13 protein-coding genes are annotated in these 11,209 nt (G+C 64.3%); 6 read left to right on the top strand and 7 right to left on the bottom strand.

Annotation, left to right across the window (positions count from 1 at the left end; genetic code table 11):
- Positions 1-106 (top strand): transposase domain-containing protein (locus GL279_RS14535; RefSeq protein ID WP_155064130.1); only part of this gene is annotated, 106 nt, incomplete at its 5' end.
- Positions 107-413: 307 nt separating this feature from the next.
- On the opposite strand, the gene glyA is transcribed toward GL279_RS14535, so the two are convergent.
- Positions 414-1,697, bottom strand: coding sequence for a serine hydroxymethyltransferase (gene glyA / locus GL279_RS14530; protein ID WP_155065364.1), 1,284 nt, complete (start codon positions 1,695-1,697; stop codon positions 414-416).
- Positions 1,698-1,838: 141 nt separating this feature from the next.
- Here glyA and GL279_RS14525 point away from each other — a divergent pair, with 141 nt between their 5' ends.
- Positions 1,839-2,588: an NAD kinase gene (locus GL279_RS14525; protein ID WP_155065363.1), complete on the top strand. Its 750-nt coding sequence runs from the start codon at positions 1,839-1,841 to the stop codon at positions 2,586-2,588.
- A gap of 64 nt (positions 2,589-2,652) precedes the next feature.
- On the top strand, positions 2,653-4,248 hold the full coding sequence (locus tag GL279_RS14520) for a peptide chain release factor 3 (RefSeq protein ID WP_155065362.1): 1,596 nt from the start codon (positions 2,653-2,655) through the stop codon (positions 4,246-4,248).
- Here the strand turns inward: GL279_RS14520 and GL279_RS14515 are convergent.
- Positions 4,245-5,069: a transglutaminase-like domain-containing protein gene (locus GL279_RS14515; RefSeq protein WP_155065361.1), complete on the bottom strand. Its 825-nt coding sequence runs from the start codon at positions 5,067-5,069 to the stop codon at positions 4,245-4,247. The two genes, GL279_RS14520 and GL279_RS14515, sit on opposite strands and share 4 nt — an antisense overlap.
- Positions 5,069-5,491: an OsmC family protein gene (locus GL279_RS14510; RefSeq protein ID WP_155065360.1), complete on the bottom strand. Its 423-nt coding sequence runs from the start codon at positions 5,489-5,491 to the stop codon at positions 5,069-5,071. The genes GL279_RS14515 and GL279_RS14510 overlap by 1 nt, the downstream gene beginning before the upstream one ends.
- Positions 5,492-5,654: 163 nt before the next feature.
- On the opposite strand from GL279_RS14510, the gene copM reads away from it, so the two are divergent.
- Complete coding sequence (copM, locus tag GL279_RS14505; RefSeq protein WP_155065359.1) at positions 5,655-6,011, top strand: CopM family metallochaperone; 357 nt, start codon at positions 5,655-5,657, stop codon at positions 6,009-6,011.
- 133 nt (positions 6,012-6,144) lie between these two features.
- Here the strand turns inward: copM and GL279_RS14500 are convergent, their stop codons facing one another.
- Positions 6,145-7,281: a deoxyguanosinetriphosphate triphosphohydrolase gene (locus GL279_RS14500; RefSeq protein ID WP_155065358.1), complete on the bottom strand. Its 1,137-nt coding sequence runs from the start codon at positions 7,279-7,281 to the stop codon at positions 6,145-6,147.
- Between the two features lie 72 nt (positions 7,282-7,353).
- On the opposite strand from GL279_RS14500, the gene GL279_RS14495 reads away from it, so the two are divergent.
- Positions 7,354-7,689: a HesB/IscA family protein gene (locus tag GL279_RS14495; RefSeq protein ID WP_155065357.1), complete on the top strand. Its 336-nt coding sequence runs from the start codon at positions 7,354-7,356 to the stop codon at positions 7,687-7,689.
- 38 nt (positions 7,690-7,727) lie between these two features.
- A complete protein-coding gene (xth, locus tag GL279_RS14490; RefSeq protein WP_155065356.1) occupies positions 7,728-8,513 on the top strand; it encodes an exodeoxyribonuclease III in 786 nt (261 codons plus the stop codon).
- A gap of 133 nt (positions 8,514-8,646) precedes the next feature.
- Here the strand turns inward: xth and GL279_RS14485 are convergent, their stop codons facing one another.
- From GL279_RS14485 to GL279_RS14480, 3 genes are read right to left on the bottom strand one after another with little or no spacing between them, the layout of a single operon-like run.
- Complete coding sequence (locus tag GL279_RS14485) at positions 8,647-9,000, bottom strand: hypothetical protein (RefSeq protein ID WP_155065355.1); 354 nt, start codon at positions 8,998-9,000, stop codon at positions 8,647-8,649.
- Complete coding sequence (locus tag GL279_RS19595) at positions 9,000-9,128, bottom strand: hypothetical protein (protein WP_281348986.1); 129 nt, start codon at positions 9,126-9,128, stop codon at positions 9,000-9,002. Before GL279_RS19595 ends, GL279_RS14485 begins: the two co-directional genes overlap by 1 nt.
- 2 nt (positions 9,129-9,130) lie before the next feature.
- Positions 9,131-10,987, bottom strand: coding sequence for an extracellular solute-binding protein (locus GL279_RS14480; RefSeq protein WP_155065354.1), 1,857 nt, complete (start codon positions 10,985-10,987; stop codon positions 9,131-9,133).
- Between the last annotated feature and the right edge of the window lie 222 nt (positions 10,988-11,209).

Raw genomic sequence — 11,209 nt, 5'->3', positions numbered from 1 at the left:
CTACCTCGCCGATACCCTCCGGGCCATCCTCGACGGACACCCCAGATCCCGCATCGAGGACCTCATGCCCTGGTGCTACGACCAAGCGTCAAGCCTCGCTGCATAGGGCCTCGTCGTCGCGCTTACGTTGAGAGCGCGCGCCCGACCTTCCGGCCCGTCACCTACGGACTGCCTATCTCCCCAATCTGTCGTATGCGTCCAACATCCGCCCGGCAATGTCCGCCGCCCGGTGTACAGCCTGTGTACGCCCGGTGTACGCACAGTGATTACGATTTTTCCACAAAAGCAAGCAAATCGCGGGGTCGGACGCCCGCTCGACCCATAGCCTGACATCATGGAATATTTGCGACAAATGTCGCATGAAAAAGGGCGCCGGTCCTGCGACCGGCGCCCCCTGTTCGAGCCCTAAGGGCTCACATGCCCTTGTAGAGCGGGAATTGCGCGCAAAGTGCTTCGACTTCGCCCTTCACCTTGGCTTCGACCTCGGCATTGCCCTCTTCGCCATTGGCGGCAAGGCCGTCGACGACCTCGACGATCCAGCGGGCGATCTGGCGGAACTCGGCCTCGCCGAAACCGCGGGTGGTGCCGGCCGGCGCGCCCAGACGGATGCCCGAGGTCACGAAGGGTTTTTCCGGGTCGAACGGCACGCCGTTCTTGTTGCAGGTGATGTGCGCACGGCCCAGAGCCGCCTCGGTCGCCTTGCCGGTCACGCCTTTCGGGCGCAGGTCGGCCAGACACAGGTGATTGTCGGTGCCGCCCGAAACGATGTCGATGCCGCCCTTCATCAGCTCATCGGCCATGGCCGAGGCGTTCTTGACGACCTGCGCGGCATAGTCCTTGAACGAGGGCTCCAGCGCTTCCTTGAAGGCGACGGCCTTGGCCGCGATCACATGCATCAGCGGGCCGCCCTGCAGGCCGGGGAACACCGCCGAGTTGATCTTTTTCGCGATGTCGGCGTCGTTGGTCAGCACCATGCCGCCACGCGGGCCGCGCAGCGATTTGTGCGTGGTGGTGGTCACGACATGGGCGTGCGGCAGCGGCGAGGGATGCTGGCCACCGGCGACCAGACCCGCGATATGGGCCATGTCGACCATCAGATAGGCCCCGACTTCGTCAGCGATGGCGCGGAAGGCGGCCCAGTCCCAGACGCGGGAATAGGCGGTGCCGCCGGCGACGATCAGCTTGGGCTTGTGCTCCAGCGCCTTCTTGCGCACGTCGTCCATGTCCAGCAGCTGGTCTTGCTGACGCACGCCGTAGCTGACCACGTTGAACCATTTGCCCGACATGTTGACCGGCGAACCGTGGGTCAGGTGACCACCTGAGTTCAGGTCCAGACCCATGAAGGTGTCGCCCGGCTGCAGCAGCGCCAGGAACACGGCCTGGTTCATCTGCGAGCCCGAGTTCGGCTGGACGTTGGCAAAGCCGCAGTTGAACAGCTGCTTGGCGCGCTCGATCGCCAGATCCTCGACGATGTCGACATATTGGCAGCCGCCATAGTAGCGCTTGCCCGGATAGCCTTCGGCATATTTGTTGGTCAGGACCGAGCCCTGCGCCTCAAGCACCGCCTTGGAGACGATGTTTTCCGAAGCGATCAGCTCGATCTCTTCGCGCTGACGGCCAAGTTCCTTGCGGATGGCGCCAAAAATCTCGGGATCGCGGCTGTCCAGCGTCTCGGTGAAGAATCCGGTATCGGTCATCTCGTCCTCATGTGAATGGGCTTGGCGGTGTTCTAGCGCCTTTCGTTGCGGCCCGCTAGGATGGATGCGACGCCCCGGCGGTAGATTATTCCAAGAGTCAAAGGGCCTTGCGCCCGCCAAGGCCCGCGCCATGATGCGGGCATGAAAATGCACTTCATCTCCAGCGGCACCGAAACCGCCGTCACCGCCGCCGAACGGCTCAGCGACCGTTATGGTCAGGCCGGGCTGCGCGAGGCCGAGGTCATCGTGGCGCTGGGGGGCGACGGGCTGATGCTGCATGTCATGCATCAGAACCGCGGCCTGCCGGTCTATGGCATGAACCGCGGCACGGTGGGCTTTCTGATGAACACCTATCTGGAAAAGGGCCTGCCCGAACGCATCGCGGCGGCCGAAGAGACCTCGATCCATCCGCTGGCGATGACCGCCGGCACCACCGACGGGCATGAACATTGCGCGTTGGCCATCAACGAGGTCAGCCTGCTGCGCGCGGGTCCACAGGCGGCGCGGTTGCAGATCAGCGTGAACGGGCAGGTGCGGATGAAAGAGCTGGTCTGCGACGGCGCGCTGCTCTCGACCCCCGCCGGCTCGACTGCCTACAACTATTCCGCCAATGGCCCGATCCTGCCCTTGGGCTCGGACGTGCTGGCGCTGACCGCGATTGCGGCCTTTCGCCCCCGGCGCTGGCGGGGCGCGATCCTGCCCAGCAGTGCCACCCTGCGCTTCGACGTGCTCGACCCCGACAAACGCCCGGTGATGGCGGACGCCGATTCGCGCGGCGTGGATTCGGTGCATTGGGTCGAGATCCGCTCCGAGGAGTCGATCAGCCACCGGTTGCTGTTTGATCCCGGCCACGGGCTCGAGGAACGGCTGATGCGCGAGCAATTCGTCTGAACCGCCCGCCTGCCTTGCGGATAAGGCAATTGTCGCGGCCCGCGACAAGCGATAAACGCGCGCCATGATGAACCGTCCCGATCTTCCGCCCGAAATCGCCCGCCGCCGCACCTTTGCGATCATTTCGCACCCGGATGCCGGCAAGACCACGCTGACCGAAAAGTTCCTGTTGTTCGGCGGCGCGATTCAGATGGCCGGTCAGGTGCGGGCCAAGGGCGAGGCGCGGCGCACGCGCTCGGACTTCATGAAGATGGAGCAGGATCGCGGCATCTCGGTCTCGGCCTCGGCGATGAGCTTCGAGTTCGGGCAATACCGCTTCAACCTCGTGGACACGCCCGGCCACAGCGATTTTTCCGAAGACACCTATCGCACCCTGACGGCGGTCGATGCGGCGATCATGGTCATCGACGGCGCCAAGGGCGTCGAAAGCCAGACGCAGAAGCTGTTTGAGGTCTGCCGGCTGCGCGACCTGCCGATCCTGACGTTCTGCAACAAGATGGACCGCGAATCCCGCGACACGTTCGAGATCATCGATGAGATTCAGGAAAACCTGGCCATCGACGTGGCGCCGGTCAGCTGGCCCATCGGCATGGGCCGCGACTTCGTCGGCGCCTATGACCTGCTCAACGACCGGCTGGAGATCATGGACCGCGCCGACCGCAACAAGGTCGCCGAAACCGTGCAGATCAGCGGTCTGGACGATCCGAAGCTGGCCGATCACGTCCCGGCCGAGCAACTCGCCAAGCTGCGCGAAGAGCTGGAGATGGCGCGCGAGCTTTTGCCGGCCTTTGATCGCAAGTCCTTCCTTGAAGGGCATATGACGCCGATCTGGTTCGGCAGCGCGATCAACAGTTTCGGCGTCAAGGAGCTGATGCAGGGCATCGGCGAGTTCGGCCCCGAGCCGCAGCCGCAGAACGCCGCCGAGCGTCAGATCGCGCCCGAGGAAAAGGCCGTGACCGGCTTTGTCTTCAAGGTGCAGGCCAACATGGACCCCAAGCACCGCGACCGCGTGGCCTTCGTGCGGCTGGCCTCGGGGCATTTCGAACGCGGGATGAAGCTTCTGCATGTGCGGACGAAAAAGCCGATGGCGGTGTCGAACCCGGTGCTGTTTCTGGCCGCCGACCGTGAACTCGCCGAGGAGGCTTGGGCCGGCGACATCATCGGCATCCCCAACCACGGCCAGCTGCGCATCGGCGATGCGCTGACCGAGGGCGAGGTGCTGCGCTTTACCGGCATCCCGTCCTTCGCGCCCGAACTGTTGCAGACCGTGCGCGCGGGCGATCCGATGAAGGCCAAGCATCTGGAAAAAGCACTGATGCAATTTGCCGAAGAGGGCGCGGCCAAGGTCTTCAAGCCGATGATCGGCTCGGGCTTCATCGTCGGCGTCGTGGGGCCCCTGCAATTCGAGGTGCTGGCCAGCCGGATCGAGATCGAATACGGCCTGCCGGTGCGCTTTGAATCTAGCCAGTTCACCAGCGCCCGCTGGATCGCCGGTCCGAAGGACAAGGTCGAGGCCTTTGCCCAGACCAACAAGCAGCACATGGCGCAGGACCATGATGGCGATCAGGTCTATCTGACCCGGCTGCAATGGGACATCGACCGCGTCAGCCGCGATCATCCCGAACTGCGTCTGACCGCCACCAAAGAGATGATGGTCTAGCCCGGCACACCCTCTGCCGTCACCTCATCGGTCCAGACGGTGAATTCGGTCAGCCGGTGCGGACCAAAGCTCGAAATCATCGCGGTATCGGCGGCGTCGCGGCCAAGACCCAGCACGATGCGGCCGATCCGCGCGGCATTGTTGCGCGGATCGAAGGTCCACCAGCGGCCCGACAGCCAGACTTGCATCCACGCGGCGAAATCCATTGGATCGGCAGATTTCGGCACGCCGATATCGCCAAGATGACCAAAGACATAGCGCGCCGGGATGTTCAGGCCACGGCAGAGCGCAATCGCCAGATGGGCATAGTCGCGGCAGACGCCCTTGCGTTCGTTATGGGCGCCCTTGGCGGTGCGGAACACATCCGCATCGCCATAGCCAAAGACCAGATGATCGTGAACGAAATCGCAGATGGCCTGCACCCGGCCCCAGCCCGGCGTCACATTGCCGAACAGATCCCACGCCAGTTCTGCCAGTAGATCGCTCTCGCAATAGCGACTGGGCGTCAGATAGGTCAGCGCCGCGTCGGGCAGATCGGCAACCGGCACCTCCTCGGCGGCCCGGCAGACCGGATCGGGCAGCCCGCTGTCGGCGATGATCGCATCGCTTTCCAGCACCAAGGCCCCGCCCGGCGCGGTCAGGCGGGTGCGCAGATTGCCGAACAGATCCAGATGCACCGCATGCGCCAGCCCCGGATCTGTGCGGAACCGCTCGGGGCCGCGCAGGTCCAGCCGGCGCTCGGGGCGGGCGGTCAGCTGCAGGATCAGCGGCAGCGGGCCGTCGCTTTCGATGCCGATGCGATATCCATAGCGGATCAGCATCAGACGATGGTGACATCCAGTGAGATCTCGGCGTTCAGCAGCTTGCTGATCGGGCAGCCTTTCTCGGCCTTGTGGGCGGCTTCCTCGATGGTGGCGTGCTCGCCTTGACCCGAGATCGTCGTGCTCAGATGCGCGGTCTTGACCGCAAAGCCGTCGCCGTCCTTGTCGAGCCCGATCTTCGAGGTGGTCGCGATGCTGACATCGGTGACGCCAGCCTCGGCCAGAATCGCCGACAAGGCCATGCTGAAGCAGGCCGCATGCGCCGCGCCGATCAGCTCTTCGGGATTGGTGCCGGGGGCGCCCTCGAACCGGGCCTTGAACCCATAGGGCAATTCGTTCAATGCGCCCGATTTGGTCGAAATCGTGCCCTGACCGTCCTTGAGGCCGCCTTGCCATTTGGCCGAGCCGGAATTGGTGATCATCGCCTGTCTCCTCATGGGTGATATGCCGGTCAACGCGGCCCGGCCCGGCCCGGTTCGCCCCGCACGCAGATTTTAGCCAAAGTGACGCCACTGCCCCGCCGGGCGCCTTGCATCCCTATGCCGAAGCGGCTTCCATCATCCCGACCCGAGCAAGGAGAGACCGATGACCCGTTTGCTTTCGCTGGCCGCCCTCGTGCTGCTGCCCAGCCTCGGCTGGGCCGAGGATGCGCATATGAACCACGACATGGCCAAGGTCGGTGCCGCCACCGGCTCGACCGCGGCCTATGAGGCGGCAACGGCCCGCATGCACAAGGACATGGTGATCGGCTACACGGGCGATGCCGATGCCGATTTCATGCGCGGCATGATCCCGCACCACCAGGGCGCCATCGACATGGCCAAGGTCGAGCTGGAACATGGCAAAGACCCCGAGGTGCGCAAACTGGCCGAAGAGGTGATCAAGGCCCAGACCGCCGAGATCGAGATGATGCGCAGCTGGCTCAAGACGCACGACAAGTAATGACAACGCCGGGGAAGCGGGGCACCCGCCGCATTTCTTTCGTGCCGAAATATCCTGGGGGAACGCCGGATCGCCCCGTCGAGGGGCGGGCCGGCGTGGGGGCAAAGCCCCCGGCCAACCTCGCCCGCGCGCCTCAGCCCAGCAGCCGTTCCGCCTCGTGGATGGCAAAGCGGTCGGTCATGCCGGCGACGTAATCGACCACGACCCGCGCCCGTCCGGTCTCGTCGCCCGCCGCCTCGGCCGCCGCGAACCAATGCTCGGGCATCTTCGAGGGGTCGTTCAGGAACAGCGGGAACAGCCCGTTCAGCATCTCGGTGACACGCTGGCGCTCGACCACGACCGAGGGCGCGCGATACATGCGCTGGAACAGGAACAGCTTGATCGCCTTGAGGTTCTGATACAGCGGCTTGGAAAAGCGGATGATCGGCCCGTCCATATCGCGGATTTCCTGCGCGCTGGTCGGGCGCAGGCTGGCCAGCCGGTTCTGCGCCACGGCGATCACATCCTCGACCATGACGCCAAAGACCCGGCGCAGCGCCTCATGCCGGCGCCGCATCGGGTCCAGCCCCGGATGCAGCCGGTCCACTTCGGCAAAGGCCTCGCCGATCACCGGCAGCTGCGCCAGATCATCCTCGGTGAACAGCCCCGCCCGCAGCCCGTCGTGCAGGTCGTGGTGGTTATAGGCGACATCATCGGCGACGGCGGCCACCTGCGCCTCGGCGCTGGCATTGGTATGCAGCTCCAGATCCCATTCGGCATTCACCTCGGCCAAGGCATAGGGCAGCTCGCCCGTCACCGGACCATTGTGCTTGGCGATCCCTTCAAGGCTCTCCCATGTCAGGTTCAGCCCGTCGAAATCGGCATAATGCCGCTCCAGCCGGGTGACGATGCGCAGCGCCTGCGCGTTGTGATCGAACCCGCCATAGGGCGCCATCAGCACCGCCAGCGCGTCCTCGCCGGTATGGCCAAAGGGCGGATGCCCCAGATCATGCGCCAGGGCCACGGTCTCGGCCAGATCGGGGTTCAGCCCCAGCACGCCCGCGATGGTGCGCGCCACCTGCGCCACCTCGATCGTATGGGTCAGCCGGGTGCGGTAATAATCGCCCTCGTGTTCGACAAAGACCTGCGTCTTGTGCTTGAGCCGGCGAAAGGCCGAGGCATGGATGATCCGGTCCCGGTCGCGCTGCCATGGGCTGCGAAAGGTCGACATGCGTTCGGGCCAACGGCGGCCGCGGCTGTCTTCGGGCTGGCAGGCATAAGATGCCGTCATGGGGGCGCTTCCTTGCGAGGTCTCGGCTGGAACCCTATATTCAGCACCAGACGACGAAAACCGGAACGCCCCATGAACAACGCCCTGAACCTGCCCCCGAAGGTGACCGAACGCGCCTTTGCACGCTTGGCTGAAATCAATGCCGATGGCCCGGCGCGGCCGTTGCGCGTGGCGGTGGCCGGCGGCGGCTGCTCGGGCTTTCAATATGACATCCGTCTGGATGAGCCGGCCGAGGACGATCTGCGGCTTAGCGGCGCCGGCCAGACGGTGCTGGTCGATCCGGTCTCGCTGCCCTTTCTGGCCGGGGCGGTGATCGATTTCAGCGACGAGCTCATCGGCGCGCGCTTCACCATCGAGAACCCGAACGCCACCTCGTCCTGCGGCTGCGGCACCTCTTTCTCGATCTGATCTGGCCTTGGCCCGGCGGGGCGGCTAACTTGCCGCCCATGAAGATCGCGACATTCAACATCAACGGCATCCGTGCCCGTATCGAAACCCTGACCGGCTGGCTGGCCGAGGCGCAGCCCGATGTCGTGGTCCTGCAAGAGATCAAGACCCAGGACGAGGCCTTCCCGCATGAGCCGATCGCCGATCTGGGCTACAATATCGCCACCCATGGCCAGAAAAGCTTCAACGGCGTCGCCATCCTGTCGAAATACCCGCTTGAGGACATGATGCGCGGCCTGCCGGGCGACGGCAGCGACGAACAGGCCCGCTATATCGAGGCGACGGTGGTGGGCGAACGCGCCGTCCGCATCGCCGGCCTCTACCTGCCCAATGGCAACCCGCAGCCGGGGCCGAAATTCGACTACAAACTGGCCTGGATGGAGCGGCTGCGCAACCATGCCCGCAGCCTGCGCGACAGCGAGCTGCCGGTGGTGATGATGGGCGATTACAACGTCATCCCCGAACCGCGCGACGCCGCCCATCCCGAAAAGTGGCGCGACGACGCGCTGTTTCAGCCCGAAAGCCGCGCCGCCTTCCGCCGCATCCTGAATGATGGTTGGGTGGATGCGATCCGGCTGCGCCATCCCGACAGCCTGCGCGGCCCCTTTACCTTCTGGGACTATCAGGCTGGCGCATGGCAGCGCGACAATGGCATCCGCATCGACCATATCCTGTTGTCACCGCAGGCCGCCGACCTCCTGGTCGATCTGGGCATCGACCGCGACGAGCGCGCCAAGGACAAGCCCAGCGATCACGTCCCGGTCTGGGCCGTGCTCGAAGCCTGAGCCGGGGGCTCTAACGGCGCCCGAACCGGCCGCGCCTTCTTTCGTGTGAAAATATCCTGGGGGAACGCTTTCCGGCCCCCGTCGAGGGGGGCGGGAAAGCGTGGGGGCAAAGCCCCCGCGCCAAGGCCCGCCGTCAGCGCGGATCGTTCAGATCGCCATCGCCTTCGATCTCGTCGTCATCGCCAAAGCGCGCGTCATCGTCATATTCATCCTCGCCCTCACCGACATATTTCGCCGAAAGCGCGATGGAATGGCCGTCATGCACCGGGTCCATCACCACGTCCGAGGGGATCTCGCCGGCCAGCCATTCGCGGATCTCGTCCTTGGTCTCGGCGATCTCCTGCCCGGTCACTTCCGAGATATATTTGATGAAGGCGCGCTGGTCGCCGTCGATCTCGTCCAGTTCATCCTCATCGGCCTCGGGCCATTTCTCGGTGATCGCGTCATAGAAGGCCGACCAATTGGCCTGAACGTTGCTCCAGCGCATCAATACCCCCCTCCGCCAATATTGCCTTGCACCATGCGCGAGGCGCCCGAGATGTCCTCACCGACACCCGCGACGGTATTGCAGCCAGCCAACGCCAGAATTGCTGCAAGGGTTGCGATCTTGATCACGTTCACTTCCTTTCCTCATACCACCAGGTTTCCGGCATGAATCCGGGCCAGTCGCCGTAAAGCGGTGTCTTTTCAGGATAATGCAGCTTGGTGCTGTGCGCCAAGCGGGAAACCCGCGAAAAACTGACCGGGATCACGTAGCGTCCGGCGGTCAGAATGCGGTCCAGCGCCCGCACCGCTGCGCGGTAATCCCCGGCCGAGCCGGCGTGGCCCATCTCGGCGATCATCGCCTCGGCTGCGGGCGAATTCATGCCCATCCAGTTCTTGGTGCCGGGCTTGGTCACGCCGTCATGGCCCCAGTAAAGCATCTGCTCATTGCCCGGAGACAGGCTCAGCCCGCGCTCATACCAGGTCATGTCGAACTGGTAATTGTTGGTGCGCTCGACATATTGCGCCGGGTCCAGCAGCGTCACCTGCGGCGTGATGCCCAGATTGCGCAGCGTCTCAACAAAGATATCGACGATCTGGCGCATCTCGGCGTTCGAGCGCATGGCGCTGCCGGCCTGGTTCAGCAGGATCTCGAAACGGAAAGGCGTGCCTGCGGCATTTTTCAATACGCCGTCCTGCACCGTCCATCCCGCCTGCGCCAGCAGGTCCAGCGCGGCGCGGATACTGGCGCGGTCGACGGCGCGCGGACCGCCCGGCGGCAGGCTGTAGCCTTCGAGCGTGCCGGGCGGCAGGTCGGCGGCATAAGGCGCGAGCAACTCGGCCTCGCGTCCGGTTGCCGGACCCGGCTCCATCGCCAGATCCGAGTTCGAGAAATAGCTGGTGATGCGTCGGTCGGTGCCGCCCGAAAGCGTCTGGTTGATAAAGCGGAAATTGAACGCCTCGATCATCGCCTGCCGCACCCGCCAATCGGCAAAGACCGGATTGCGGGTGTTCATCACCAGCCCCATGATCCCCGAGGGCCGTTCGTTTGCGATCTCGGACTTGACCACGCGTCCCTCGCGCACGGCCGGGAAGGTGAAGTCGCGGTCCCAGCGCGCCGCGATCAGCTCGCGCCAGACATCGGTTTCACCTGCCTTGAAGGCCTCGAACATGGTCGAGCTGTCGCCGAAATAGTCATAGCGGATCACGTCGAGATTGTTCAGGCCCCGGTTCAACGGCAAATCCTTGCCCCAGTAATCGGGGTTGCGCCGAAAGGTGATTGAACGCCCGGCATCGACGCGGTCGATGACATAAGGCCCCGAGCCCACCGGCGCCATCAGGCTGGATTGGCTGAAATCCCGACCCTGCCATTGCGCCTTTTTCAGGATCGGCCGCATGCCCATCAGCATCGCCAGTTCGCGGTCGGGCGTGTTGAAGGTAAAGCGCACCGAGCGCGGGCCGGTCTGCTCCATCTTCGCCACCTTGGACCAGACAGCGGTATAGCGCGGATGGCCCTTGGTCCCGAGCGTCTGATAGGACCACAGCACATCCTCGATAGTGACGGGTGATCCGTCTGAGAACCGCGCCTCGGGGCGCAGGGTGAATTCAACCCAGGAGCGGTCGGGCGCGGTCTCGACGCTTTCGGCTAGAAGGCCGTAAAGCGTGAAGGGTTCGTCCAGGGACCGCATCATCAGCGGCTCGGCCACCAGCCCGGGCTGGGTGAACAGCGGCCATGCCGGGTTGCCCATCAGGATCCACGGGTTGAGCGAATCGTAACTGCCCGACTCGGCCAGTCGAATCGTGCCGCCCTTGGGCGCGTCCGGATTGGCATAGGGCAGGTGGTCAAAGCCCGGTGCCAGCGCAGGTTCTCCATACATTGCAATGGCATGCATTGGTTCGGCGAGGCTTGCCAGCGGCATGGATGCAACACCCAGACACAGCGCCAGCGCCCGCCAAATCGCGGAATCGTTAGCAAATTTGTAGAATCGCATGCTCGATGGCCCTGTTTTCCGGGTCGCTTGGTTTGTTGCCTGTCAGATTAACCGCGGCTTTACCACGGTGCAAACTTACCCGTTGGACTCTCTGGGGGAAAAGCGTATAGATAACTCACTGCTCGATAGGTTTCTTGCCTGTATGAAACCTGCCTCATGACTTGCGCCCGCCTTGTGCGGGCGCTTTTTTTTGTCCCCACGACAGGCCTTGCAGACAAAGAA

Source organism: Paracoccus limosus (assembly GCF_009711185.1).
GTDB classification, from domain to species: Bacteria; Pseudomonadota; Alphaproteobacteria; order Rhodobacterales; family Rhodobacteraceae; genus Paracoccus; species Paracoccus limosus.
The sequence above is the reverse complement of the archived record's forward strand: the minus strand, read 5'-3'. Positions and strand labels throughout refer to the sequence as shown.